We start from the raw sequence: 24,078 nt of genomic DNA, 5'->3' as shown, positions 1-24,078 counted from the left end.
TTACGATCGTCACGATCACAAAACTCGGCAAACGGCAGAAGCAGATCTATTGTGGCCTCCCATTTCTCGTAGTTTACAACTCCGCGGACTTTGCCGCCCCAGCGTTGCGCAAGCTCGTCTGACCGTTGAAGCAAATATTCGTAGTTTTCTTTATCAGCGGGAACAACCACCTTGGGAATGACCTGCATTGCATCAGCGTATGCCGCGATGAACCCTCCATCAGTGGCAATCTCAAATATCGCGGATGCGGCGTCATTTCCATCTTGCTGACGATGTTCTTCCTCATAGTCACGCTCAAATACGATGTTTTCCATCATTCCCTCCGAACATCACTTGATACGCTTACGCCAGGAACAGGCTGCGGTTCTGCTCCAAGGTCTGCGATACGGCGCTCCAAACTCGCACATTATACCCGTCATCAGTAAAGACTTTCCCGTGGCTCTTGCCCTTGTCAGTTTTCATGGATGCGAAATTGCCACGGAAGTCCCGTACATATACATCCGGGTGTTTGCTTTGATCATGACAGCGGGCCTCCAGCTCCGGCCGGGTGACCAGTCCCCGTTCATTCAGTAGCTGATAATAGGCCCGAATGATTTTGTAATTGTTTTGCTCCGGGCTAAGCGCCCACTTGGGTATGCGTTCGATTGCCTTTCCCTCATCGGTATACGAACCTGTGCGCGGTTTCGATTGAGCGATGACAATCTGCTCTTTTGAAGCCGTTGCCGGCGCGGGCGCTGCTTTCCCGGCGAACATCTGGTACATCTGAACGCTGCGCAAAAACAGCTCTGATGTGTCCGCGATGCTCGTACCCTTTTTCAGTACGGGCTGCATGATCCCAGTCAGAAAAGTATCGTTACAATATAGAGTCGCAGTAAACTCCAATCCGAGCTGCGAGAACAGGTCGGTCAGCTCCACAAACATGGGAGAAAGTTCTTTTTCGATTGCCGGGTTTATTTTTGGTGAGGCAAAAATGATTTCACCAGTTGCAATGCTGAAGAAGCCATATAAGCACAGCGCGGTTCGCACGCATTTCTGGATTATCTTCGTCAGCGTCTTGCTCTTGTCCCCGTAGTTTAGCCCCGCCTCGTGATAGGCAATATCAACGGCGTAAATGCTCTGCGCGGACTGGGAGAACGAGATGCCGATGGCATCGATCTCCGCCTGCTTGATGAGCTGCTCCATAGAACAGCCCTTAAAAATGTCGTACTGATACTTGTCCTGATAGTACTGAGCAAATTTCTCATAAAGCGATTGCAGCTCGCCCCGGCTGTCCAACACCCAATAGGGTGACGCTTTCCAGTTGGTCTGCGCCAACTGGCATTGCTTTTCATGGCGCAGCCACGAGTATATCAGGGATTCTCCCATTTCAATCTTCATGTCCAGCCTCTATTCTTGGTTCATATTCCGACGCTTTGCTTCAGAGAGCCAGTTCTGGAACTCCCACCGCAGCGGAGGCGCTGTCACCGCCGCCCGTATCCTCTTCTGATACCGAATGTACTGCTCATAGCTCGTGAGTTTACTCCACGCGCTGCAGGGCGGCTTTATCCCCAGATCATTCTCCACAGCGCCAAAAACATAGGAATCCAGCGGCACATGGAGATAGTCGAACACAGGGGTTACATCAAGCTGACCATAGATGTATATGTATTTCATGGTCATGTTGACCCATTTCTGAGCATGGCCAAGATTGAATTCGAAACCAGTAGAAGCGTAATACCCGATTAGCTCATCACAGAGCGCATGATGCCATGTGTCATATCCCGCCTGAGTATCGGGAAGTTTTGAAAGCATGGCTGTGATTTCCGCTTCTAAAACCTTGCCCACATGGTCGCGGTACTTTGTGCCGCTCTCACCATGAAAGCGAAGCGTTCGGCACAGGTCACGATATGCGCGGTCGCTTACGGCCGGAAAGGGCTTGTCGCCGCCGAAAAAGGCATATTGCAAAAAATCAAATCTATCTTTATCTATCAGAATTTCCGCCATCGCCGTCACCTCATACTGTCTGTTTTTCTACGATTTCCCTGTCATGCCGCCCTGCGCTCCACAAACCAGCGACCCAGATTGTTCCCGGTCATCAAGGCGTTCCGTTCGAAGAACAGATAGCTCTGATGGCCGTTTATGATGACCGTGTATCGGTCGCCCTGCCCCCCGGCTTTCAGCGCTGGCACCTGACGAATGTCCAGAACACGATCAATTGCATATACCGTCCCGTCCTCCCATGTCAGCGATATAGGGATCAATGTCCCGTCCGCATCAAAGACAGCGGATACCAGCACATAAACCTTGACGGTCATGTCATCACCTTGCATATCAGAGTGCCGTCATTTGCTCAGTTTTTCAGGAATGTGCTGTTCAGGCCCTGCGGCAGATTATAGCGATAGCCGCGCTGGATCATGGAGAACAGCTTAAACGACATCAGATCGGGGCTCACATAGAGCTCCTTGCACATACGAAAATAATCCATGTCCTCCTGCTCCGTCAGTTCCTCAATAGCCTCATCAGAAATGAGGAAATCAGCAGTAAACAGGTTTGCCTGATACTCCGTTCTGGAGGTCATGTCGTATATTACATTATCCCTCATCGGAGCAACCTTGATTTGAGCCTGATGGAGTATCACATGCGCGGCCTCGTGCATGGCAACGATCCGTTGCTCAATCTCAGGCAGAAAGGCGTTGAGAACAACAAATATCGTCCGCTTGGAAAAATAGCAATACCCTTTCAGTCCATGTGGTCCATACGCACGGGACTCACGGACCTCCACGCCAAGCGCGTCAAGCAGCTCATAAGGGTCATTGGTCTTATATTTTGCCATGACCCTGTGAACCTCTCGATGTATAAAATCTCCAGTCATTTCCTCACCTCCAGTTGGGTACAGATAATATCACGCATACAGCATACATCGTAAGTAGTCCCATAATACGGACTGTAAACGATTTATCGCGCGTCGTCTTTTCTGTATTTCTTGGGGGTGAATTTTTTTGCCGCAATGTCCTTGGATTCCAGATAAAGCTGCTGGATCTCAGTCATAAACGCGAGGCGATCCTCATCGCTGAGCTCACCGCCGGCAAAAACAGCGGCAGCCTGAGTCAGAACCGCTTTGGCGTCCCGTTCACCTTTTACGCCATAACGCTCCGCTGCATCGGATATGAACTCTTCCTCCTCAGAGGCTAAGTAGCTGGTAGGAACCTCAAACACCTTCGCAAGCGCATCATACAAATCGCGCTTTTGCGGATAGCGCCCGTCATTCTCCCAACCGGCGACGGTGCGCTTGGTAACGCCGACCAGCTTGCCCAGCTCCGCCTGCGTGATATCCTTTTTCGTGCGCAGCTCACGCACCTTATCTCCAAATTTCATGTTGCGCCTCCATGTGATGAAATCCGATTGCACTTTTTTCTGAAATGGTATTGACAAGAGAAATCAGATTTCGTATAATCATGACGTAGATGAAATCCGATTACATCAAAATACTATATGAAGTTGCACCTTTTGTCAAGAGTCTTAAGAGAAAAAACATGGAGAGAGTAATACTTCACATCGTTCTGAACTGCTTTTACGCTTCGGCCGAGATGATGCTCAATCCTGCGCTGCGGGGGAAGGCCGTCGTCGTGTGCGGCTCCACCCAATCAAGGCACGGTATCGTCCTCGCCAAATCAGAGCTCGCCAAGAAACGCGGGGTTAAAACGGGGATGGTCAATTGGGAGGCGAGCCAGTGTTGCCCGGATATTATCATGGTGCCGCCACAATATGACGAGTATCTCAAGTATTCCAAATTGACTCGGACAATTTATGAAAGATATACCGATCAGGTCGAAGGGTACGTCATGGATGAGTGCTGGTGCGATGTGAGCGGCAGATCGCCAGAAAAGCAAGATAGCTCTTTGAGGCAAACTACCGCTGGACAAGCAAAGTCCGTGCCGTGATAGTCAGGGCGATTAACCTCATTCCTGTCGATACGCCGTATCAGGCAAACATCTTCGAGGATACCGCCAAGCGTGAACGGCGGGAGCGTTTGGATACGGCGGTCGAAGAAATCCGCGGCAGGTTCGGCAAAAGGGCCATATATTCGGCTTGCTTTACGGGAAACTTGAAAATGTCGTCCGATGGTCGAGAAAAAGTGGTCATGCCCGGTATGATGTATCAATAACAGAAAGGAAACTCAACATGGACACGATAACGCTCGGCAGCTTTATAAAGGAGCGGCGTGAGCAGCTTGGAAAGACGTTGCGCGGATTTGCCGCGGAGCTGGACATTGCTGCGCCATATCTTCACGACATCGAAAAGGACAACCGCACACCATCGGAGAAGCTCCTCCCGGCCTTCATCAAAGGGCTCCGTCTCTCCCGAGAGGACGAGACTAAGCTGTATGATCTGGTCGGTCGCAGGCGGCAGGGCCTGTACCCCGATCTAAGCGCGTATATCCAGAACTCTGAGCTTGCGAGGGTTGCTCTCAGAAAGGCCCGCGACTGCAATATCCCTGATACCATGTGGATCAGAATTATTGACTCCATTGACAACGGAGGATAGAGCATCATGAAAATTCCGTTAAGCCAGAAAAGCAATGGCATGTATCTCTTCCACAGCGGTGATTTTGACAAGATCGCCGAACTCGTCCTGCGGGAGCAGGCTCCGTATATGCTTGAAAAAGCTCAGCCCTTGGAGATTGAGGCGCTTGCCGATGAATCATACAGCCTGACAATTATTGACCGTTTCCTGTCGGCACACGGCAGCGTACTTGGCATGATCAACTTTGACGACATCAATGTTGAAGTCATGAGTCTGGAAAAGAAGATGATTCAGGAGCACCTTATGGCCGGCACAATTGTCGTTGACGCCAGCCTTATGCCGGAGGAAAACCACCATCGCCGGCGCTTTACCATCGCGCATGAAGTTTCGCATTGGATCATCCATCGGCAGATGTATTACGCGGACGGGAACAAGTTCAATCTCCGTCAATCCCGTCCGTACATTGCATGCAGGAAAGCCAATACGAACAGAGATAATCGGCGGGAGTTCTGGTCGGAGAGCGATTGGCTGGAATGGCAGGCGGACAGATTTGCTTCGTCCATGTTGATGCCCGCCTGCGTGTTCTATCCTGTGGCGCTGGCGGTTATGCATCGCCACCATGCCGGTTCATATATCATCGAAGGCTGCGGGTCAAAGGAAACGACCGGTGTGATTACGGAACTGACTGAAATCTTTGATGTTTCACGGACAGCGGTTCGCATTCGGCTGAAGCAGGCCGACATGCTGCGTTCACTCGACGTCATCGTCTGCGATTGAATATGCGGGCGGGGCTCAGGCCCCGCCGCTTTTACCCCATCGTGTTAGCAGGTGCGCTAACGTAGCTAACAGATCGGATTTTTCCGGTTTATGGCTCAAGGGAGGTTTACGAATGGCAAAAGATACCGCAGCATTACGCAAGCACAAAGCGAAAATTGCTTCGCTTGGCATGGATGGCGACACGGTGTTCCACAAATCGAAACTGCTGCTGAAGATTTATCGGGACGTCACCTGGGCGCTTGACGATCACCTCGAAGAAATGCACGACTATGCGTATGAGGCCGGGAACCAGAATGCCGCAGTCGGCTTCCGATATCTCGCGGATTTTGCGCCCACCGTAGAGATCGACAAGTTTGCCGAGCGAGTCTGCTGCGTTTGTGAAACGCGGATGTACGTTGAACTCATCAACAAAGCGCTTGCCCGCGTGAAGGTATACCCCGTTTATGGGGATATGTACTATCAGATTCTGGACAAGCAATACATCAGCCGGTTCCCTCTCACGGAGCCGGAGATTTCCGAAATGCTGAATATTGAGCGAAGCGTGTTCTATGACAGAAAAAAGGAGGCTCTTTATTTGTTCGGGATATGCCTGTTCGGATATACACTGCCGGAGGTGCGCCGACTGTTTACCGACTGAAAACCGACGAAATACCCACCCTTTTCCTACTCCCAAGCGACTTTTGATATGCTACACTGTCCATGCTGGGGAATAATACCAAGACGCCGCAAGACCTGATCGGTCTTGCGGCGTTCCTCGTCTCTCCAGCCAATACGGGGGCATAAAGGCCGGGCGTGATTCAATTCGCGCCCGGCCTTTTTTGCTGCCCATTTTTGGAGAGTAAGCATGAACAAGGCATACAGGCACATCTGCCCCGGCTGCCGTTCTCCCCCATCGGTTTCTGGTTTTTCCCACGCGCCACAAAACCAGAAATCGATAAGGAGAATGAAAAATGGGCTTTAATCATGCCGCAGAGAGGAAAAAGTACGAGCAAAAGTGGGCACTCCTCCGCAAGAAGTACCGCAAAGCTGGAATGTCCAAAGAAGAAATCCAAGAAATGTATGAATTCGACTGGAATGCTTTTCTCAGTGAACGCAGGTACAGAGAGCACACTCAGCCGCTTCCCTCGGAATCGTTTAGCGATGATGATGAAGACAGCATGTCCGGTCTCTTTAAGAAGTTCGACTCGCTAAAGGTTACCTTCAGTGAAGATGACTTCACTGGGCGGTATAGCTGGGTTGAAACGATTGAGGATGAAGAACTGTGTGCCAGCCTCAAAGCACTATCAACCAATGATTTGGAACTTATTACGCTCATGGTCATAGATGACTACAGTCAGTCAGATATAGCGAAGAAGGATGGTTGTGCGAGGAACACCGTAAACAAAAAACTCGCCAGAATCAAAAAACTTTTGCGTGAAGGGTGACAAACGTGCCTTCTCGTCGGCTACACAGTGAGGGAACAAACAATCCCTCTCCTGCACTTTGACAAATACCGCAGTCATGCGGTCATATCCGACGACCTGAACACATCAGTTGGCAAGCCCGAAAGGGGCAAGCGACATCGGAGGATGCGCCAAGACCACCTACGGCGGGAGTAATCCTGCCGGAAAAGACGGCCAAGAGGTGCGAGCGGTACCCATCCAACCGAAAGACAGCCGTGGCAAGCTGTTTCGCAATGACCTTGTCAACCTACAATGGTACTCCTGCCCAGCCACAGAATCACGCAATGGGGGCAGCCCGGAGAGATCCTCGGGGAGGTTAGAATCCTGTGAAGCGGCGCCAGCCGCTGTTCTCGTCGTCGCCCAAGACTCGGGAAATTGTGTCGAATAGAGTCAGACTGACAATAGCAACACCATGGCTTAATGTCAGAAGCCACGGAGATCGCCACCCCTTATGGCTGGGGGTCTCCGTTTTTGTGCCACTAAGCGATGAAACAAAAGAGGAGGAACGAAAAATGAAGAATTACATCGAGGCGAGCTCTGCCGCCCAAAAGCGCGCATGGATATACATAAGGAAAACCCACACACCTGATTCCTACTACAATTCACTGGAGGAAACGCTCCGCTCCTTTGCGGCCACCCAGAATCTCGCAGTCGCCGGTGTCTCTATCGACTTTAACCGCCGTCGTGGTGGATATGGCGTTTCGCAGATGTTGCAGGCAGCGAATGAGGGCGCGTTCGACATTCTGGTGGTCAATAGCCTTGGCCAGCTCAGCGACAGCCTTCTCTCTGCCTTTGACCTCATGGCCTGCCTGGACAAAAAAGGCATCAGGATCTGCGCTCCCGGTCGTGGCGTTTTCAATTTCAAGAAGATGAAAAGCGACTACGACATGGACAGGTTCATGGATGAGCTGGAAGAAGGCAGAACCGCACGGGCACGCGTGGAATGCTATATGGGTGACTGTGAGCCGGAGGACTACGACAGCGACTGCAAATCCGACTATGATCCTAACGACTGGGAAAAGAAGAAGCGTTCCGGATTAGGATGTTGTAGGAGGTGGTGAGGCTGTGATATCGCATCTGAATACCAAAAACGCCAACTATCTCTTCATTGTAAGCGTTTTGAAAGAGATGCTCGGCCTTGGTTCCATCACCCAGAAGGAATACCTGCGAGCCAAAAACTACTATCTCAAACTGACCGGAGCGGACATCGTTTTAGCTGATTAAATCTTTTCTCTCTTTTCCTCATATTTGTATAGCTATTCGGAAAAGGTGTCGGTATACTGTGTGTTGCCGGCCAACCGGAGGCCTGTATCACATTATGATACAGACCAAAACATATACAAAAAGCACGAAAACATAATCACTTTTGAGAAAGGGAGTTGCCGCTGATGCCCGAAGCAAGACTGATATCGCCAATCACACGACAGGCTATGGCTAAGTCCAGAGTCGCTGCTTATTGTCGAGTATCGTCCAATTCGGCAGATCAGCAGAGCTCCTACGCGAACCAGATTCGAGTGTACACCAGCATGATCCAGAAACGCAGGGATTGGGAACTGGTGGAAATATTCGCAGATGAAGGACTCTCAGGGATGAACGCCGAGAACCGCACAGAGTTCCAACGGATGATCCGTATGTGTGAGCTTCACCAGATCGACCTCATTATTACGAAGTCCGTGTCACGGTTCGCCAGAAACGCGAAAGAGTCCCTCGTGTATGTCCGAAAGCTAAAGCTACTCGGCATCGGCGTTCAGTTCGAAAAGGAAGGAATCTTCACGCTGGCGCTTGGCGACGAGATGCTCCTAAACACCTTCTCCGCTATCGCGCAGGAAGAATCCAAGGCGATCTCCCAGAACCAGCGTCTCTCCATCGTAAAACGCATGGAGGACGGCGAATATGTGGACAGCAACGCCCCATACGGATTCCGTCTCATGAACAAGGAACTGACAGTGTACGAACCGGAAGCTGAAATCGTCCGCTCGATCTTCAGAATGTATCTGAACGGTTGCTCCACAACCGAAATTGCTCGGGAGCTGAATAACCGACGCATCCAGACTAAGACAGGTAAAGGAACATGGCGCTCCGCAAAGGTTGCTTACATCTTAAGAAACGAAAGATATATTGGCGATTGCCGCTATCAGAAAACCTACCGAGATACGACAGTCCCGTTTAGGCAATACGCCAACAGAGGTCAGGAGGATCAGTTCTATGCGAAAGGGACTCACGCGCCGCTGATCGACCAGGACACCTTTGGTAAAGTTCAGGCGCTTCTGCAAAAGAGGCAGGAGAACTTCTCAAAAGTGGCAACACAAAACATATATCCTCTTACGAGCCGCATTCAGTGTTCTGAGTGCGGCTCGTATTTTCGTAGACGGCTCGTTTCTGGAACCGTCAAATGGGCTTGCTGCCGACATATAAATGACCGAAACGCCTGTGAATCAAGCTACTACAGCGAAGAACGCATCTACGACGGGTTCACCGCTATGGTGAACAAGCTCCGCTTCGGAGAGGAGGATATACTCGGGCAGGTCATATCCCGGCTTGAGTCGGCCGTCCTGCTATATAAGAAAAACAACACCGCCGCACGAGAGATGAGCCAGAGCATAGCCGAGTTGAACGCAAAGCTTCTCATGCTCGAACAGCTCCGCGCCAAAGGTTACCTCGCTCCCGAAGTGCATCAAACCCAGTCCCGAGATATCAACAACCAGCTTGCCAAGTTGAAAAAAGAGCGCCAGACGGAGCTGGACTCCCATATCATCCAAATGCTCGACGATGTGAAGCACCTGAAAACCATACTGGAAGAGCTGGAAGATCCGCTCGAACGTTTTGACGAAAAGCTGTTTACTGAGGTCGTAAAGGCGATCTCAATTGACCATAACGATGAAATGACGCTTACTATGATCGGCGGCCTCAGATTCACAGAGCTGATCTGAAACAGGAGAATCTCGACATGAAAAAGATACGCTACATCCCATATGGCTATACGATCCGAAACGGCAGGACGGTCATCGAACATGGTGAAGCCGATGTTATTCGGGAAATATTCGATGCCTACATCAGCGGCGCATCGCTGAAAGCCATTGCCGAGGAACTGACCGGGCGAAAGATACCCTATAGCGAGCGCACAGACACATGGGATAAAGCGCGTATCGCCAGAATCATCGACAATGCCAAATACACCGGCGATGATGAATATGACCCCATTATTGATGAAGCACTCTACGAAACGGCGATCCGCCTGAAAACCGCCAGACAGCGCAATACATTTGAGAAAGATACCGGGGCAATCAACCTCCTGCGGGATTATATTCGCTGCCAACAGTGCGGCGCACCCATGAAACGGCGCGTCAGCACCAAACACTGCATCCGTGAAAGCTGGATGTGTACAAATGACGAGTGCGGAATCAAGGTCCGTATTGGCGACACGCAGCTTTTGGAGAAGGTCAATGTGCTGATGAATCGAATCATCAACAACACAAGGCTCCTGATTCCGCGGCGCAAAAAGCGGCCTGAGATGTCTCCGGCTGTCTTGAAGCTGAATAACGAAATCAGCCTCGAGCTTGAGAGAGACAATCCAAATGAAGAACTCATAATTGCCAAAACTGCGGAAATGGCGAGTCAACTCTACCGAGAAAGCGAAACCAGAATTAACATCGCTGCCTCTATCGCCAGAAAACGCGCTGAGATGATGACGCCGCAGGAGGAGTTCAGCGAAAGCTACTTCACCGATCTCGTCAGCTACATATCCCTTGACGACGGAGGCAGGATCACCCTTCATACCAAGACGGACACGGAAATCGGAGATGATGACAATGCAAGCAACCAAGATACCGAAAAAGACAATCACGGTCATTGAGCCGAAGCGTTCCCTGATCGTAGATAAGGAAAAGTACCGACAGCAGCGCGTGGCGGCTTATTGCCGAGTCTCCACGGACAGCGAGGAACAGCTCACTTCCTACACCACGCAAAAGAAGGTCTATACGGAGATGATCGCCGCAAGGACAGACTGGGAATTTGCGGGGCTTTATGCCGATGAGGGCATTTCTGGAACTCGTGCCGATAAACGGCCTGAGTTCAAAAAGATGATTAACGACTGCCTCTCCGGAAAAATCGACTACATCATCACCAAGTCCGTCTCTCGCTTCGCCAGAAACACGGTGGACTGTCTGGATCATGTACGAATCCTGAAATCCAGAGGCATCGGGGTGCTTTTTGAGGAGCAGAACATTGACACGCTCAAAATTGACAGCGAACTCTACCTCGTCATATACGCCGGTTTCGCTCAGTCCGAATCCGAAAGCATGAGCAAAAACATCACATGGAGCTATCGCAAAAAATTTGAGGATGGCAATTCAATCTTTATGTACAAGAAGCTCCTCGGATATCGGAAAGGCGAGGATGGAATGCCGGAGGTAGTTCCGGACGAAGCTGCAATCGTTATGCGAATCTTCAATATGTACCTTGCCGGCGAAACGCCTCCCCGCATCTCGGCTGTCCTAAAAGCTGAACACACCGAAATCCCCGGTAAGAATTTATCCTTCAGCAGCTCCATGATAGCCAATGTCCTTGCAAACGAAAAATACTGCGGCGACTCAATTCTCCAGAAGACCGTGACCGTCGACTGCATATCTAAGACAAGGCGCAAGAACACGGGCGAGGCCCCCATGTACTATGTACAGAACAGCCATCCGGCAATTATCAGCCGCGATACCTTTCACAAGGTTCAGGAAGAACTCATCAGGAGAAAAACAGTAGCGCCGAAGTCCACAAAATCCTCGATCACTTCGTCAGGAAAATACTCTCGATTTGCCCTGACGGATGTGCTAATCTGTGGGGAGTGCGGCAGCCGCTATAAGAGAGTCACATGGACTGCCTATAAGCAAAAAAGGGTCGTCTGGCGGTGCATAAACCGTCTCGACTACGGAAAGAAGTACTGTAAGGAATCCGCCACCATCGATGAGAAAGCACTCCAAAACGCCATCATGCGAGCGCTCAACAGATTTAACGAGGAGGACAGACCCACCTACATGGCGCTTATGAAAGCAACCATCGGCGAGGCAATCGGCTTGAACGGATGCTCCGACGAAGTCGACCTGCTCCAGCGCAAAGTCGATGCGCTGAACCGAAAAATGCTTGAATTGATCAATGAAAGCGTTCAGACCGGAAACGACATCGAAAGCCGCGAGGATGAGTTCAAACAAATCTCGGATACGATTGCGCTCCTCAAGAACAGAATCAACGCCATACAGGAGCTTGCCAGCTCGGACAATTCTCCCAATGACCGCCTCGACCAGATTCAGCGAGTCATCTCCGAACGGGAGCAAAGCGGATTTCAATATGACGACTCCATTGTCCGCCAAATGATTGAATGCATCAAGGTCTACCCAAGCGGAAAGCTGGATATCATATTCGGGGGCGGCTATATCGTAGAAGAAAACATCACTGCCGAGTAATATAACAGCCTATACACTTGACAATATCGCTATATTTGTATATTATATTAGACATTACAAGAACGGCGGTAATTGAATGAGCAAGAAATCGGCGGTTATCATGCCCGGAACCCGAGAGATACTCGAGCGGATGGGTGAGCAGATCAGGCTTGCGCGGCTCCGGAGAAAGCTGACCTCCGAGCTCGTTGCGGAACGGGCAGGAATCAGCAGGCAGACGCTAAACTCAATAGAAAAGGGCTCTTCAACCGTTGCAATAGGCTCCTATGCTGCTGTCCTTCACGCGCTGAACAATCTGGACGCAGACCTGCTCCTGATCGCCAAAGACGACGAGTTTGGACGGAAGCTGCAAGACCTTGAACTGCCAACGAGGAAACGGGCGCCAAAGAAAGGTGATTAGTATGGCTCAGGCCGAAAAAACGATATATGTATATGAGAACTGGCGCGCCGCAGCCCCGTCGCTGGTAGGGATCTTGCGCGCCTCGTTTGTAAGAGGGGTTGAGAGCTTCTCGTTTGAATACACCCCGGAATGGCTGAGTTCCTTTGAGAGCGCATACCCTCTTGACCCGGATCTCTCGCTCTACAAGGGGCGGCAGTATGCTCCGTTGGATAAGAAGCTGTTTGGACTGTTCGCGGACTCTTGTCCTGATCGCTGGGGTCGGCTCCTCATGACGCGAAAAGAGGCCATCGAAGCGCGAAAAGAGGATCGCAAACCCCGCAAGCTGACGGATAGCGATTTCCTGCTCGGCGTATATGACGAATCCCGTATGGGCGCTCTTCGATTCAGCTTGGAGGAGGGCGGAGAATTTGTTTCAAACGAGAAAGTCTACGCCACGCCTCCGTGGATCAACTTGCGGACGCTGGAGAACGCCTCCATCGCATTTGAGAATGACGACAGCGGACTCGACGAGCGCTGGCTGAAAGAGCTCCTGGCTCCCGGCTCCTCTCTGGGAGGAGCCAGACCGAAAGCGACCGTCCAGGCAACCGATGGCTCACTCTGGATAGCCAAGTTTCCATCCAAGCACGATGAGAGCAACACCGGTGCATGGGAAAAAGTCGTCCATGAGCTGGCACGGCGCTGCACATTGGATGCGCCGGAGTCAAAGCTCGAAACCTTTTCAAAAAATGGCAGCACCTTTCTGGTAAAGCGCTTTGACCGCGATGGTAAACGGCGCATTCATTTCGCCTCCGCCATGACGCTGCTGGGCAAAACTGACGGCGCTTCCGGCGCGGACGGAACGAGCTATCTTGATATAGCCGCCTTTATCCGCGCAAACGGTGCGGAACCAAAGCGTGATCTCAAGGAGCTTTGGAAGCGAATCGTATTCAATATGGCGGTGTCCAACACGGATGACCATCTTCGCAACCACGGTTTCCTCCTGACGCCGTCCGGCTGGAAACTCTCTCCGCTCTTTGATGTGAACCCGATCCCATCCGGCGACCGACTCTCGCTCAATGTGACCGAGCTGGACAACAGCATCGATCTGGATCTGGCGATGGAGGTTTCCGAATATTTCGGACTGACAAAGGCAGAAGCGGAGAAAGCCGCATCAGACATCGTCACAACGGTGCAGGAGAGCTGGGAAAGGGTCGCAGATAGATTTGGACTGAGCCGAGGTGCTGTTGAATATATGCGACCGGCATTCTCGCTAAAGCTCTGAACAATAAAGACTGCAAACTGGGTTTCCCACGGAGTTTGAGGGGAACCCAGTTTTTATTCTTCCACGGTTTCCGCTTCGTCCACTTCATCATCTGGCAGATCGACATCGACATCCAGCGCGTCGCTCGTGCCGAGATTTTTCTCATAGAGTTTATTCCAAACCAGAGGATATTTACATTTCCTGTTATATGCAACAAGCATGGCCTCTGCAAATCCGAGGGAACCCGGACGCCGTTCTTTTGCGTTGCGGGTGAGCTGTTTGACCGAGGTGGCGCCGACTCGCTCCTTGAAAAGCTCGTCCTTTAGCTTGTCCCCGTAGGTATTCACAAGCCTTGCGACACCGTTCAGGAAGTTGGCGCACAGCGAATTCATATCTCCCTCCCACGTCCCCGCGCACAGACGCAGGGTACGGTCTAATACATGGTAGCCAAACTTATCGTAGATCCCTTCCAGCGCGGATACGGCACAGATTACACCGTAGCCTTTTACCTGTCCGATGGATAGAGAATACGATTCTACCAAATCCCTGATGATGAGCTGCTTATCGCTCCCGGCCTCAATGTTGGCCATGAACACCTCGTAGGGTTTCAGCGGCTTTACGAACTTCATTTGATTGGCAAAGACAAACGCTTCGTTCTCATAATTCAAATCGTCGTATATCATGCACCAGACCGGCGTATCCCGTGACCCCGAAACGAGCGCCACGATCTCTATGGTATGCTGGCCGTTAAAGACATAATTTGAACCCTCCCGGCAGCTAACCTTGACCGGATTGATCTGGTACAAATCGAAGTGTTCTGCGGCGTTCTGCACATGACGCCATGACAGGTTCCGCTGGTACTCCTGATTAGAAACCAAGTTCTTTATTGGGATCAGTTCAAAATGAACATGGGGGACGAACATACTATAATCGGGCATCAGGAGTCCTCCTTTATCGCGCGGATCATGTCCTGCGCTTTGCTCTGCAGCGACAGCAAGGCATCTTCAAGCCGTCTCTTCGCTGACGGCGAAACGGTACGCAAGTCCGCAGCGGCTTTTGTTCGATCAATAGAGCTCGTCCACGAGGGGATCGTGAGAGTCAGCCCGGTGACCTCTGCATCAGGATCAAATGTGGGCATCGTCTTTATTACGGGTAATTCTGGAGGCTTCGGCCCCGGCTTTTGCGCCGGTTCATCGGTGAAATCCTTCCGCGACTCGCTGTATCGAATGAATGGCGCCGCCCCATGCCCGACTTTCTGACTCAGCTTCCGCACTTCCTCAGCCTCCATCATTGACAGCGCAACGACATTGTCGTGTGAAATCTTGTAATTGCCGGACAAGATCTGTGGAACCAGTTCCGGCGCTTTATCTGCAATCGTGTCCAGTGCGGCGCTGTATTTCCCGTATTTCTGTACAGCTCCCGAGGAAACGTGATATTTTGTGCCGAGCCGGTTTGCGGTACGCCGGCCGCTTTCCCTGCGTTCCTTGCCGCTCATATCACTGGTCTCGTCTATCTCGTCATAATCGTCTGCTCTCGTGTACTGGTTATGCCCATCCGTGTTTCTGCGAAAGCCGACGACCTTCTCTGCTTCATATTGCCGGCCAATCAGATACTTGCGGGTTTCCTCCGTAATGTTCCGGCGGCCGAGCTGATTATTGCATATCCAGACGATGGCGTCCTCCCGGCTGTCAAACTCGATCTCCTGAACCGCATACGGGATATGAAGCCGATTGCAGATCTCGTAGCGGTTGTGCCCGTCGACAAGGACATCATTCCATACTATGATCGGGTCACGGCATCCATCCAGAACGAGGTTCGCCTCAAGCTGGGCATACTCATCGCGGCGCAGCGGCCTTATCAATGTTTTGAACTCAGCGTCAATGCAAAGCTCTCTATACCCCTTGTCCATCATTGAGTTTCCTCCGCTCGATTCGCTTCAGTGTACGCAAAGAAAAATAAGCCACCCGATTCACCTGGTCAATCTCACCTGTAAGGCGGTAGTTATATTCACGGTCCAACACGCCGAAGATGCTATATATGCCGTCGAGCAGCGCGGCGCTGTAGAACTCGACAGACAGCTTGCCATCCAGACGCGAGTTCGGTATCTTGACCCTGTTTGCAGTTCCACCGGACAGCGGAATCTCAGAACCGAGGATCGCAATATAAAGCTCCTCCGGATTGATCAGAAACTGGATATACGCCGGATCTCCGAGCGCGCGTAGCGTCGCCCTATATATTCGAATCCGATTCCTTTTCATATCAAGGGTGAGGTTCGCAACCATTTCTGTCTTGCTGCTCATACATCAGAACCTCCCGGCGCATTGTTATTTGCCGCTTCAACCGGGTGTGCATCAGATGTCGCGCCCTCGGTTTCCGCAGTTGTAGTCACGCTGTTTTCCTTAATGCCATAGACGGCGTACCCCTCAAAGATATTGACCTGCATTGAGTTGCGATGTTCCTTAAAAGGCAATCCGAACTGGTTCTGCCAGCCTTCCGGAAAGACGGGAGTGCGGGAGGTTTTGGGTTTCTCACCATCCTTGAACACGCGCTGGTATACCTCGGTAGCCGACAGGTCAAAGGCGATAAGGTATTCATCGTTTGCGTGGATAACCTTCCCAAGCAGCTTGTATCGGTAATCCGTGTTCCAGTCCATGAGGGAAAACACCTTCACAAAGAACAGACGGCAGGTGATCTGCCGTGGCTTTCTCCTGGCCGATCCGGGGACGCACCACGAAAAGGCGTCACGTTCCTCCTCTCTGCACGGACGGATAGCAAGGATCTTGCTGTCACTGTTGACCAGCACCTGCACATAGTCCACAGATGGGAACCTGCTCAAGCACGCGGCATTGACATACACCTTGAAATTATTGAAGGTGATGGACGGCTCGTTGGTATGCGCGAAGAACTCGCGGCGAACCACCTGATAGCCCTCATAATCGAACTCGCCGCCCAGCTCAATCACATCGCCATTAACGGAAGTCGAGTTGGGGGACTGCTCGCCGACTTCTTCTCGCAGGGTAAAGGCCGTGTCGCTGTCGGGCGTTGCTTCATAAAGATGCTGCAGCATACCCGCAAGAACCCCTTGCGTCTGCCCATCGTTCAAGTCATTCATTTGCTTTCTCCTCCAATTCACCTCTGCTCAGTTCCTGATTGATAAAGCGCTTGAGTTCGTCAAATCCCGTAACATGGATTTTTTCGCCTGTTTCAAATAACTGACCCTCCAAGCGTATTTTCCAATCGTTTTCGCTTTGCGACTCGACGGGCGGAAAAATGTGCTGATGCAGGTAGTATTGGTTTCCAAAGGAACTCATCCATTCCTGCGGCACAGCTCGCACTCTTGTGCCTGATACTGAGAGAGGCTTAATTTCATCTTTCGGAGCATCGGACTCTGCTGCTCTTGCCATCAGATAGGGTTTAATAAAAGCCTCAGCATTGCTCATATTGAACAAATAGACGGCTTCGTTTCCCTTCTGAAAGAGAGTCCCGGAAATGCGATACTTGAAATCCGAGTTCCATCCGAATATCTGATACAGCGTGTCCATATATGCCGCACAGGAAATGGTCTTGGGATAGTAAATCCCGTTTGATACCCGCGAACAGGCCACAGCGTGGCGGCTGCCCTTGGCGGCTGTTCTGACGGCGAACTTCATTTCTCGCGGGTTCACAAGAAACTCGACCATATTGTTTTTATCAAGCTTCCTAACGCAGTCGGTGCTGAATTTGATCTGCTTATCCTGGAAAACCACATACGGGCGGCGGTGAGAATCGAAGAATTCGGAGCGGGTGATTTCAAACCCGCGCATATCAAAGTCGCCCGCCTCCACGGTAACATGTATTTCAGGATCTTCCTCGATATAACCCTCGGCATCTTCCACTTCTGCAGAAGGTTTCAGGCTGGCCGCAGCTTGAAAGTAATCCGATGCCTTGAATCCCGCCCAACGGGGATTAATCGTAACATAGCCTCGCAAAAGGCCACTGTCGATGACCCGAAGTTCGGGGAGAATAGACTTGTTTCCGTATTTCGCGTTGTTCAACAGGTGCTGGACAGCTATGTAATCATCCCTTGATACGATGGCTTCGTGATGGTTTCGATAGACACTCTGGGGCCTGTCACCTTTGTTTTTCCTTGACTTGTGATTCAGGTAGTTCGGAGTGAAAGTCTTTCTTGTCAGAACCTCTCCGCAATGCCTTTCATTGCGAAGTACCTGAACAATCGAGTTGGAAGTCCAAGTAACATTTCCAAGATAGGTCTTTCGCCCCAGCTCAGTCAGAGCCTCCGCGATTTCGGTAGTTGAGTAACCATAGAGATACATGAAAAAGATGAGCTTTACCGTTGACTGCTCATCTGGGTTAATGACCAATTTTCCGTCTGCATCATGGGAATACCCCAGAAGCTTCGGCGTCAATGGAAGTCCGCCGTCGAGTCGCATACGAAGCGAGGTCTCCATGCTGCGGCTTCGGATGTGCGACTCCTCCTGCGCCATGGTCGCCTGGAAGGACAGTGCCATCTGAGAGTCATCCTTCAGGGAGAAAATGCACTCGCTCTCAAAGAATACGCCGACCGGGTGTGTGAGCTCGGCCAGCGTTCGCACCATGCTGATACAGTCAACGACATTTCGGGCAAATCTGGAAACGCTCTTGGTGATGATCATGTCGATCTTCCCGGCACGGCAGTCGGAGATCATTCGGTTGAACTCGTCCCGGTGCGCCAGCGAAGTCCCGCTTATCCCTTCATCTGCGTAGATTTTTACCAGCGTCCAGTTCGGATGATGGACGACAAACTCTTCATAATACTTCTTTTGCAGTTCGTAGGACGAGGTCTGCTGGATGTTATCTGTCGAAACACGGGCATATACGGCGACGCGCTGCGGAACATCATTGTCATAGTAATCGATCTGCTTTTTAGCCGGTATAAACTCGTAGTTGTTCGGATCAACCTCGGCATAAACCCTTCTGTGGACACGCGCCTTTTGCTCCGCCAATTTCTGCTTTTTGCTCTGATCAATCATTGAGTAAACCTCCCATGCCGGGAGCATCGTCAGGCAGCAGTTTCCAATCAGGGGCGGGGAGAAAAAACGGATCTTTTAAATCCTCCTGATAATATGAAGCCAGAGTGTAGATGTCCTCAGAAATAAAGTAGATGCCAACGGGCTTCTTGAGCGAGGCGAGTATCCTCGCGCAGAAGCTGAGTTCCGTTTGCTTCTTGGAAACATTGCTCGCCTTTTGGGTAATAATGAGGTCGATCTTTCCCTCGAAACAATCCTGAAGGAGCCTCGACCATTCCTCGGCTGTTTCCATGTTTGGCGCGGTTCCACCCTCATCCACATAGAAGCCGACAAACTCCCAGTTGGGGCAGAGGCCAATGGTATCCAGAAACTGCTGTTTGTGAAACGCGAGGTAGTCCTCGTGTTTTGTCTGGTTAAAATAGCGGATATAGACCGCAACCTTGAAGTGATGCTTCGGCAGGGGGCGTTCATGTTTGATGCTCTTAAGCCACGCACGATGCTCTGCGATTTGAGTCTGCTGCTCGGTCTCTTTTTCAAAAACGAAGTCAAAAGACGGCATGACTTCGAGATCAGCGTCATCGTCTCGTTTTATCAGATCAGACATAGAATCCCTCCGGAACATAATGTTTTCTTGAAAATTATATAAACTGGAGGCTAAGAAAGAAATAAACCAGAAGTCAAGATGTTGACCTCTGGTTTAGATTTGAAATAAAAAAACGGATTGGATCACTCCAACCCGCTTTGGTAGATGTTATTCTTCTTCTTTTTTACACATGGTCTGCTTCAGTTCCCGGACGATTTTCAAGAGGGAATCCATCTGCGATGGAGTACAGTCATTGAGGATCTCCGAAAACTCGCTCTCATAGAGGCTCGTTACGCCCGGCACATTCGGCCGGAGCAATGAATCGGCGGACACCTGCAAGGCTTCAGTAATCCGAATGAACGAGGTGAGCATCATATTGCTTTTCCCAAGCTCTATGTCGCTAATATGCGGCAAGGAAATGTTGGACTTCGCCGCCAGCTCCGCTTGGCTCATGCCGTTCTTAATCCGAGCCCCTCTGATCCGTGAGCCGATCACCTGACTCTCCGTTGTATCGCGCCCTGCCATCGTCTCACCCCTCTCAACTTAATCCGCAGACTATTTTATAATCTGAATTATATCAACTGCGGACTAAATTGATATAAAGAGAGGATTATCATATAGCCTTGACATTATAATGGAACCGACATTTTTATTTTGGAGGTTCTTATTATGAGTCTAAACTATCGCGCGATCGGACGCCGAATCATGATCATCAGAAAGCGAAACAACATATCCCAGTTGGTCTTCTCGGAGCTGATAGACAAATCTCCCACTTATGTCAGCTACATAGAAAACGGGAAAAAGAGCATGAGCCTCGACACCTTCGTACAAATTGCAAACGCGCTGGACATCCCGGCGGACATTCTCCTTGCTGAGCAGCTCACCGGCTCCGTCATGGCTGCCAGTCAAGAGATCACGATGCTCCTGACAGATTGCAGCGATTATGAAAGGATGGTCATCACCGACACGGTAAAAGCAATGAAAACATCGCTGCGCGACCACAAATCCGTCCTGACGCACACAGATCGATAAGAATTTTAGCGCACCTCGCGGAGAAAACAATCGACCGGGAGTCATGGTTTTGACTGCTGGTTTATTTTTGCGCAGTTTCATAGTGAATATGTTTTTGGAAAAGTGATTATGTTTTCTGTGTGTCCAAGATTTCGGGCAGATATGTGGTTATTCCGACGACTCGGCGTGGTGCCGAAATTTTATGGAGAAGATCGTAAACCGGAAATTAAAGGATAGAATATGTTCACATGATGCGGATGACGCCTCTGCAAAAGCAGAGCAAGCGTGAACAGAAGGAATACCACACGAAGCAGCGCGGCAGTTGGAATGGCCTTGCCCTGTGACATGGACCGTTCCGAACGGAAAGGAATATGACAGAAGAAGAGATAAACGATACCATGTAGATCGCGAGCTGGTTGGTAATAAGCTCTATCAAAGAGAAGACTGGTTAAAGTTGCGGGATGATTTGAGAGTGTACTATTCCGAAATGCTTTTGGACAGCGAATGCCTGATGGTGGGCACGACTCACAGGTTAAGTAAAGGAAAACCTGGATTCAAGTGGGCTTTTAAATAAACAATATGCATCGTGCACCATTCAGCTATTACGAAAACCAGTTATTTGCAGTTTTTTATTGAGAAACTTTACTCAATGATTTATAATCAAGTTGGGTTTTCGTATCCTTTTGAAAGTGTGGTGCAGATGTCTATGGATAGCATGGAACGTGCCTTTTATGATATGAAGTTTGACTTGTTGTTTCAATCTAAAACCGCAAATGAGTTTCAGTTATTCTTTAGTAAAATCATGAGTGCACGATATCCTGGGGATTTTGTTGCTACCCGGCCCTGGGGTCAGTTGGGTGACCAAAAATGCGATGGCTATATTCTAAGTACAGGCACTTTCTATCAAGTTTATGCGCCAGAGGAATTGGATTATAAATCTACTACTGAGAAGATGAAAACGGACTTTGCTGGTGCACTTGATAAATGGGGTAAAAAAATTCAAACGTGGGTGTTCGTGCACAATGCCAAGGTTGGTGTGCCTCCGCATGTTTTGCAGCAGTTAACGACGTTTCAAGCCGAGCACAAAGAAATTAAGTTTGCTCATTTAGGAAAAGACGAGTTGAAAGCGGCACTATTTGAGACCGCCGAACAATATGTCCGTGATGTTCTTGGCGCTGTCCCTACATATTCAGACGTAAACAATCTGTCGATGGAATCAATAAAGAGAACACTTTTGGGCGTATCAATGACATCGGCGCCGTTGCCTGGTGAGGTTAAACCGGTTTCTCAAAAGAAGCTTGAAGCAAATGGACTCTCCAGCGCGACAAAACAGTTGTTTGAAGCGGGAATGATAAAGAGTAATCTGATTGAATTATTCTTTAAACAATGGCACGACCCAAGTCTCGAAGAAAAAACGGCATCTGAAATGAACAGAATTTATAAAGCTGCAGTTAACGATTGTGTCTCGCCTGATGATGTCTTTCAACGAATATTTACTACTATATGCGGCACAGATTATGGGAATCCAACAGCGATGATTTCTGCGCTTACCATTATGGCTTATTTTTTCCAGACATGTGATATCTTCGAGCAACCAAGAGAGGGGGACGCAATATGATATTGCCTACTAAGCATTTACGGAGCGAGTCCTCTCTTATTTATGTTGGAGGAATAGTCCAAAATATTCTTTCCTCAGGTTCCATGTCTGTAGATCAATTATGGCGTAGCACTAAAGCTTTATATGGTGAGTATACACAGGACTGCGATATTACATATGATTGGTTCGTATTAGCCCTGTCTATGCTGTATGAGATTGGAAACATTGCACTTATTAATGACAGGATTGTTGGAGGTGCGTCATGATAAAGAGAGTCTTTTCGACGCATTCAAAATTCAAGGCACCTTCCTTTGACCCCGGAATGAATTTGCTGATAGTGGATAAAACTGAACAGTCTACTGTTAAACAGACACGAAATTCCGCTGGAAAATCCAGCTTAATTGAGATTATTAATTTTGTTTTTGGGGCTGACAATGATAAGGGGGCTTTCTATAATAAAGAGGCATTTGAAGGTGATTTGTTTAGTGTAGAGATGGAATATAGCGGGGTTACCTTCGTTGCATCAAGAGGTGCGGCAAAAAAGAATCGGATCTATTTTGATAAGAGAATTGATATCGAGCTAAAGCTTGATATTGACTTAGAAGAAGACGCTGAAATAAAGCTCTTTTTCTCGAGCGTTAATGACTGGAAAAAGGTATTGGGCAGATATTTCTTTTCAATATCAACAGTGGACACAACTTCGAAGTACAACCCCTCATTTCGTTCTCTTTTTTCATATTTTGTCCGTAGAGAGACGGCCGGGGGGATGTTGGAACCCAAGAAAAATGCTCGTCAGCAGCAGTCATATGATGAACAGATAAATTTATCTTTTCTGTTCGGGTTAGACTGGACACTATCCAGCGAGTTTCAAGTTATTAGGGATAAAGAAAAGGCATTAAAAGAACTGAAAAAATCGTTAAAACAAGGTTATTTAGATGCTGTTGTTGATGCGCCTGCAAATTTGAGATCGCAAATTGCTATTCTTGAAGGAAAGGTTTCTGAAATGCAGGCGAATCTTCGGACTTTCAACTTGCTGCCCGAGTATCGACAATATGAAAATGAACTTACAAAAATTGGGATAGAGCTCAGGACATGTATTGATAAAAACACAATCGAAAATGAGTTGTTAGATTCATTGGTGACTTCAATTGAAGAGGCATCCAGCCCAGACTACGATTCACTTCAACAACTATATCAAGAGTCCTTACAGGTTTTCCCTGATATAGTAAAAAAGCGGTTTGATGAAGTTCAGACCTTTCATGATTCAGTTGTCAGAAACCGCAAGTTGTATCTGCAGTCTGAAATTGAGAGAGTAAAAGCAAATATATCTGCTCGCAATAGCAAAATAACTCATTTGACTCAACGCCAGACCTTCATAATGGATTTACTTCAAACACACGGAGCATTGGAACAATATAATAAACTTAACTCCGACTTACTTAAAAAGCAGGCTGAGCTTGAAGATTTAAAAAAGCGGCTGAAAACTGCGACGGATATTGAAGATGCACAGCCGCGACTGGATATGGAGCGTGCAGCACTAACCTTAAAAATTGGGCAGAACATTCAAGAGAACTCTGTTTTTATAAATAAAGCAATACAGCGCTTCGAAAGTATATCTTCGACTTTATTTGAGCAGACAGGTTTGTTGACCATAGAAAACACAGCTAATGGTATTTCAATTGACGTATCGAAACAAGGAGACAAAAGCAAGGGCATTAAGTCTATGCAAATCTATTGTTTCGATATGACACTGATCTCTTTACTCAGAGAACAAGGCTCAAATATTGATTTTCTTGTACACGATAGCCATTTGTTCGATCCAGTAGATTCAAGACAAATCGCTCACGCACTGGTAACAGGTGCAGAATTTGCACGTAAATATAATTTCCAATATATTATTACAATGAACTCCGACCAGATACCATACGACTATTTGCCGAAGGATTTTGATATTGGTTCGATGATCGTTTCGCCACGTTTAACTGATAAAGACGACGGTGGTTTATTTGGGTTCCGCTTTTAACTTACAGCATTATATTTTTCTTATGGCCACGCGGTAAGAAAGATGGCCA

The 24,078-nt window shown here is 49.2% G+C and carries 28 protein-coding genes and 1 pseudogene; 16 read left to right on the top strand and 13 right to left on the bottom strand.

All coding sequences use genetic code 11. The annotated features are described in order from the left end of the window. The 6 genes and pseudogenes from ON16_RS15750 to ON16_RS05935 all read right to left on the bottom strand — a co-directional run. Positions 1 to 314 (bottom strand): annotated as a pseudogene (locus ON16_RS15750) (hypothetical protein); the annotation flags it as partial. Between the two features lie 28 nt (positions 315 to 342). Continuing rightward, positions 343 to 1,377, bottom strand: a complete 1,035-nt coding sequence (locus ON16_RS15980; RefSeq protein WP_051131571.1) for a hypothetical protein — start codon at positions 1,375 to 1,377, stop codon at positions 343 to 345. A gap of 9 nt (positions 1,378 to 1,386) precedes the next feature. Continuing rightward, positions 1,387 to 1,983 carry a hypothetical protein gene (locus ON16_RS05950; protein WP_040660323.1) on the bottom strand — a complete coding sequence of 199 codons (597 nt, stop codon included), beginning with the start codon at positions 1,981 to 1,983 and terminating at the stop codon, positions 1,387 to 1,389. Positions 1,984 to 2,024: 41 nt separating this feature from the next. Then, positions 2,025 to 2,294, bottom strand: a complete 270-nt coding sequence (locus ON16_RS05945) for a hypothetical protein (RefSeq protein ID WP_040660321.1) — start codon at positions 2,292 to 2,294, stop codon at positions 2,025 to 2,027. Positions 2,295 to 2,329: 35 nt separating this feature from the next. Then, positions 2,330 to 2,851, bottom strand: a complete 522-nt coding sequence (locus ON16_RS05940; protein WP_243441778.1) for an ImmA/IrrE family metallo-endopeptidase — start codon at positions 2,849 to 2,851, stop codon at positions 2,330 to 2,332. An 83-nt stretch (positions 2,852 to 2,934) separates the two neighbouring features. Beyond that, positions 2,935 to 3,354 (bottom strand): helix-turn-helix transcriptional regulator, encoded by a 420-nt coding sequence (locus ON16_RS05935; protein WP_040660319.1) that lies wholly within the window; start codon positions 3,352 to 3,354, stop codon positions 2,935 to 2,937. Positions 3,355 to 3,512: 158 nt separating this feature from the next. On the opposite strand from ON16_RS05935, the gene ON16_RS16125 reads away from it, so the two are divergent. From ON16_RS16125 to ON16_RS05875, 12 genes are all read left to right on the top strand, one after another. Further along, positions 3,513 to 3,920, top strand: a complete 408-nt coding sequence (locus ON16_RS16125) for a DNA polymerase Y family protein (RefSeq protein ID WP_243441777.1) — start codon at positions 3,513 to 3,515, stop codon at positions 3,918 to 3,920. A 241-nt stretch (positions 3,921 to 4,161) separates the two neighbouring features. Further along, positions 4,162 to 4,524, top strand: a complete 363-nt coding sequence (locus tag ON16_RS05920; protein ID WP_040660314.1) for a helix-turn-helix domain-containing protein — start codon at positions 4,162 to 4,164, stop codon at positions 4,522 to 4,524. 6 nt (positions 4,525 to 4,530) lie between these two features. Then, the gene (locus ON16_RS05915; protein WP_040660312.1) at positions 4,531 to 5,280 is read left to right on the top strand and encodes an ImmA/IrrE family metallo-endopeptidase; all 750 of its coding nucleotides are present in this window, start codon (positions 4,531 to 4,533) and stop codon (positions 5,278 to 5,280) included. A 112-nt stretch (positions 5,281 to 5,392) separates the two neighbouring features. Then, positions 5,393 to 5,917 carry a hypothetical protein gene (locus ON16_RS05910; protein WP_040660310.1) on the top strand — a complete coding sequence of 175 codons (525 nt, stop codon included), beginning with the start codon at positions 5,393 to 5,395 and terminating at the stop codon, positions 5,915 to 5,917. Positions 5,918 to 6,230: 313 nt separating this feature from the next. Continuing rightward, positions 6,231 to 6,704 carry an RNA polymerase sigma factor gene (locus ON16_RS05905; protein ID WP_040660308.1) on the top strand — a complete coding sequence of 158 codons (474 nt, stop codon included), beginning with the start codon at positions 6,231 to 6,233 and terminating at the stop codon, positions 6,702 to 6,704. A 530-nt stretch (positions 6,705 to 7,234) separates the two neighbouring features. Then, positions 7,235 to 7,783 (top strand): recombinase family protein, encoded by a 549-nt coding sequence (locus ON16_RS05900; protein WP_040660306.1) that lies wholly within the window; start codon positions 7,235 to 7,237, stop codon positions 7,781 to 7,783. 4 nt (positions 7,784 to 7,787) lie between these two features. Continuing rightward, on the top strand, positions 7,788 to 7,946 hold the full coding sequence (locus tag ON16_RS15905; protein ID WP_162829295.1) for a hypothetical protein: 159 nt from the start codon (positions 7,788 to 7,790) through the stop codon (positions 7,944 to 7,946). Positions 7,947 to 8,110: 164 nt separating this feature from the next. Next, positions 8,111 to 9,652 (top strand): recombinase family protein, encoded by a 1,542-nt coding sequence (locus tag ON16_RS05895; protein WP_040660304.1) that lies wholly within the window; start codon positions 8,111 to 8,113, stop codon positions 9,650 to 9,652. A 17-nt stretch (positions 9,653 to 9,669) separates the two neighbouring features. Then, entirely contained in the window at positions 9,670 to 10,575 is a 906-nt protein-coding gene (locus ON16_RS05890) for a recombinase family protein (protein ID WP_040660303.1), read from the top strand. Continuing rightward, positions 10,532 to 12,172 carry a recombinase family protein gene (locus tag ON16_RS05885; RefSeq protein WP_051131569.1) on the top strand — a complete coding sequence of 547 codons (1,641 nt, stop codon included), beginning with the start codon at positions 10,532 to 10,534 and terminating at the stop codon, positions 12,170 to 12,172. Before ON16_RS05890 ends, ON16_RS05885 begins: the two co-directional genes overlap by 44 nt. A 76-nt stretch (positions 12,173 to 12,248) precedes the next feature. After that, complete coding sequence (locus ON16_RS05880) at positions 12,249 to 12,569, top strand: helix-turn-helix transcriptional regulator (RefSeq protein WP_040660299.1); 321 nt, start codon at positions 12,249 to 12,251, stop codon at positions 12,567 to 12,569. A gap of 1 nt (position 12,570) precedes the next feature. Next, entirely contained in the window at positions 12,571 to 13,830 is a 1,260-nt protein-coding gene (locus ON16_RS05875; RefSeq protein WP_040660298.1) for a type II toxin-antitoxin system HipA family toxin, read from the top strand. A gap of 53 nt (positions 13,831 to 13,883) precedes the next feature. Here ON16_RS05875 and ON16_RS05870 read toward each other — a convergent pair whose 3' ends face one another. From ON16_RS05870 to ON16_RS05840, 7 genes are all read right to left on the bottom strand, one after another. Then, positions 13,884 to 14,747 carry a DUF6551 family protein gene (locus ON16_RS05870; protein WP_040660296.1) on the bottom strand — a complete coding sequence of 288 codons (864 nt, stop codon included), beginning with the start codon at positions 14,745 to 14,747 and terminating at the stop codon, positions 13,884 to 13,886. After that, complete coding sequence (locus ON16_RS05865; protein WP_051131568.1) at positions 14,747 to 15,721, bottom strand: ParB N-terminal domain-containing protein; 975 nt, start codon at positions 15,719 to 15,721, stop codon at positions 14,747 to 14,749. Before ON16_RS05865 ends, ON16_RS05870 begins: the two co-directional genes overlap by 1 nt. Next, positions 15,702 to 16,109 (bottom strand): hypothetical protein, encoded by a 408-nt coding sequence (locus ON16_RS05860; RefSeq protein ID WP_040660294.1) that lies wholly within the window; start codon positions 16,107 to 16,109, stop codon positions 15,702 to 15,704. Before ON16_RS05860 ends, ON16_RS05865 begins: the two co-directional genes overlap by 20 nt. Next, complete coding sequence (locus ON16_RS05855) at positions 16,106 to 16,921, bottom strand: hypothetical protein (protein WP_193372945.1); 816 nt, start codon at positions 16,919 to 16,921, stop codon at positions 16,106 to 16,108. The genes ON16_RS05860 and ON16_RS05855 overlap by 4 nt, the downstream gene beginning before the upstream one ends. Next, the gene (locus ON16_RS05850) at positions 16,914 to 18,818 is read right to left on the bottom strand and encodes a recombinase family protein (RefSeq protein ID WP_040660292.1); all 1,905 of its coding nucleotides are present in this window, start codon (positions 18,816 to 18,818) and stop codon (positions 16,914 to 16,916) included. The genes ON16_RS05855 and ON16_RS05850 overlap by 8 nt, the downstream gene beginning before the upstream one ends. Continuing rightward, positions 18,811 to 19,419, bottom strand: a complete 609-nt coding sequence (locus ON16_RS05845; protein WP_040660290.1) for a recombinase family protein — start codon at positions 19,417 to 19,419, stop codon at positions 18,811 to 18,813. Before ON16_RS05845 ends, ON16_RS05850 begins: the two co-directional genes overlap by 8 nt. Positions 19,420 to 19,566: 147 nt before the next feature. Continuing rightward, the gene (locus ON16_RS05840; protein WP_040660288.1) at positions 19,567 to 19,923 is read right to left on the bottom strand and encodes a helix-turn-helix domain-containing protein; all 357 of its coding nucleotides are present in this window, start codon (positions 19,921 to 19,923) and stop codon (positions 19,567 to 19,569) included. A 180-nt stretch (positions 19,924 to 20,103) separates the two neighbouring features. Here ON16_RS05840 and ON16_RS05835 point away from each other — a divergent pair, with 180 nt between their 5' ends. The 4 genes from ON16_RS05835 (at position 20,104) to ON16_RS05820 (ending at position 24,029) form a co-directional block, all read left to right on the top strand. Continuing rightward, a complete protein-coding gene (locus ON16_RS05835; RefSeq protein ID WP_158441606.1) occupies positions 20,104 to 20,430 on the top strand; it encodes a helix-turn-helix domain-containing protein in 327 nt (108 codons plus the stop codon). A gap of 628 nt (positions 20,431 to 21,058) precedes the next feature. Continuing rightward, on the top strand, positions 21,059 to 22,027 hold the full coding sequence (locus ON16_RS05830; protein ID WP_040660284.1) for an ABC-three component system protein: 969 nt from the start codon (positions 21,059 to 21,061) through the stop codon (positions 22,025 to 22,027). Continuing rightward, positions 22,024 to 22,272 carry an ABC-three component system middle component 6 gene (locus ON16_RS16345; RefSeq protein WP_040660282.1) on the top strand — a complete coding sequence of 83 codons (249 nt, stop codon included), beginning with the start codon at positions 22,024 to 22,026 and terminating at the stop codon, positions 22,270 to 22,272. The genes ON16_RS05830 and ON16_RS16345 overlap by 4 nt, the downstream gene beginning before the upstream one ends. After that, on the top strand, positions 22,269 to 24,029 hold the full coding sequence (locus ON16_RS05820; RefSeq protein ID WP_040660281.1) for an ABC-three component system protein: 1,761 nt from the start codon (positions 22,269 to 22,271) through the stop codon (positions 24,027 to 24,029). Before ON16_RS16345 ends, ON16_RS05820 begins: the two co-directional genes overlap by 4 nt. The last annotated feature ends 49 nt before the right edge of the window (positions 24,030 to 24,078 follow it).

This window comes from Oscillibacter ruminantium GH1, from assembly GCF_000307265.1.
Lineage (GTDB): Bacteria > Bacillota > Clostridia > Oscillospirales > Oscillospiraceae > Oscillibacter > Oscillibacter ruminantium.
This window is presented reverse-complemented; position numbering and strand designations above follow the sequence as displayed.

What these genes read in the sequence shown, in the direction of transcription:
- ON16_RS05870 (WP_040660296.1), bottom strand. Translation starts at nt 14,747, where the DNA reads ATGCCCGATTATAGTATGTTCGTCCCCCATGTTCATTTTGAACTGATC.
- ON16_RS05890 (WP_040660303.1), top strand. Translation starts at nt 9,670, where the DNA reads ATGAAAAAGATACGCTACATCCCATATGGCTATACGATCCGAAACGGC.
- ON16_RS05945 (WP_040660321.1), bottom strand. Translation starts at nt 2,294, where the DNA reads ATGACCGTCAAGGTTTATGTGCTGGTATCCGCTGTCTTTGATGCGGAC.
- ON16_RS05905 (WP_040660308.1), top strand. Translation starts at nt 6,231, where the DNA reads ATGGGCTTTAATCATGCCGCAGAGAGGAAAAAGTACGAGCAAAAGTGG.
- ON16_RS05860 (WP_040660294.1), bottom strand. Translation starts at nt 16,109, where the DNA reads ATGAGCAGCAAGACAGAAATGGTTGCGAACCTCACCCTTGATATGAAA.
- ON16_RS05915 (WP_040660312.1), top strand. Translation starts at nt 4,531, where the DNA reads ATGAAAATTCCGTTAAGCCAGAAAAGCAATGGCATGTATCTCTTCCAC.
- ON16_RS05900 (WP_040660306.1), top strand. Translation starts at nt 7,235, where the DNA reads ATGAAGAATTACATCGAGGCGAGCTCTGCCGCCCAAAAGCGCGCATGG.
- ON16_RS05820 (WP_040660281.1), top strand. Translation starts at nt 22,269, where the DNA reads ATGATAAAGAGAGTCTTTTCGACGCATTCAAAATTCAAGGCACCTTCC.
- ON16_RS16345 (WP_040660282.1), top strand. Translation starts at nt 22,024, where the DNA reads ATGATATTGCCTACTAAGCATTTACGGAGCGAGTCCTCTCTTATTTAT.
- ON16_RS05895 (WP_040660304.1), top strand. Translation starts at nt 8,111, where the DNA reads ATGCCCGAAGCAAGACTGATATCGCCAATCACACGACAGGCTATGGCT.
- ON16_RS16125 (WP_243441777.1), top strand. Translation starts at nt 3,513, where the DNA reads ATGGAGAGAGTAATACTTCACATCGTTCTGAACTGCTTTTACGCTTCG.
- ON16_RS05850 (WP_040660292.1), bottom strand. Translation starts at nt 18,818, where the DNA reads ATGATTGATCAGAGCAAAAAGCAGAAATTGGCGGAGCAAAAGGCGCGT.
- ON16_RS05910 (WP_040660310.1), top strand. Translation starts at nt 5,393, where the DNA reads ATGGCAAAAGATACCGCAGCATTACGCAAGCACAAAGCGAAAATTGCT.
- ON16_RS05855 (WP_193372945.1), bottom strand. Translation starts at nt 16,921, where the DNA reads ATGAATGACTTGAACGATGGGCAGACGCAAGGGGTTCTTGCGGGTATG.
- ON16_RS05885 (WP_051131569.1), top strand. Translation starts at nt 10,532, where the DNA reads ATGCAAGCAACCAAGATACCGAAAAAGACAATCACGGTCATTGAGCCG.
- ON16_RS05845 (WP_040660290.1), bottom strand. Translation starts at nt 19,419, where the DNA reads ATGTCTGATCTGATAAAACGAGACGATGACGCTGATCTCGAAGTCATG.
- ON16_RS05935 (WP_040660319.1), bottom strand. Translation starts at nt 3,354, where the DNA reads ATGAAATTTGGAGATAAGGTGCGTGAGCTGCGCACGAAAAAGGATATC.
- ON16_RS05880 (WP_040660299.1), top strand. Translation starts at nt 12,249, where the DNA reads ATGAGCAAGAAATCGGCGGTTATCATGCCCGGAACCCGAGAGATACTC.
- ON16_RS05940 (WP_243441778.1), bottom strand. Translation starts at nt 2,851, where the DNA reads ATGACTGGAGATTTTATACATCGAGAGGTTCACAGGGTCATGGCAAAA.
- ON16_RS05840 (WP_040660288.1), bottom strand. Translation starts at nt 19,923, where the DNA reads ATGGCAGGGCGCGATACAACGGAGAGTCAGGTGATCGGCTCACGGATC.
- ON16_RS05830 (WP_040660284.1), top strand. Translation starts at nt 21,059, where the DNA reads ATGATTTATAATCAAGTTGGGTTTTCGTATCCTTTTGAAAGTGTGGTG.
- ON16_RS05865 (WP_051131568.1), bottom strand. Translation starts at nt 15,721, where the DNA reads ATGATGGACAAGGGGTATAGAGAGCTTTGCATTGACGCTGAGTTCAAA.
- ON16_RS05835 (WP_158441606.1), top strand. Translation starts at nt 20,104, where the DNA reads ATGATCATCAGAAAGCGAAACAACATATCCCAGTTGGTCTTCTCGGAG.
- ON16_RS05875 (WP_040660298.1), top strand. Translation starts at nt 12,571, where the DNA reads ATGGCTCAGGCCGAAAAAACGATATATGTATATGAGAACTGGCGCGCC.
- ON16_RS15980 (WP_051131571.1), bottom strand. Translation starts at nt 1,377, where the DNA reads ATGAAGATTGAAATGGGAGAATCCCTGATATACTCGTGGCTGCGCCAT.
- ON16_RS05920 (WP_040660314.1), top strand. Translation starts at nt 4,162, where the DNA reads ATGGACACGATAACGCTCGGCAGCTTTATAAAGGAGCGGCGTGAGCAG.
- ON16_RS05950 (WP_040660323.1), bottom strand. Translation starts at nt 1,983, where the DNA reads ATGGCGGAAATTCTGATAGATAAAGATAGATTTGATTTTTTGCAATAT.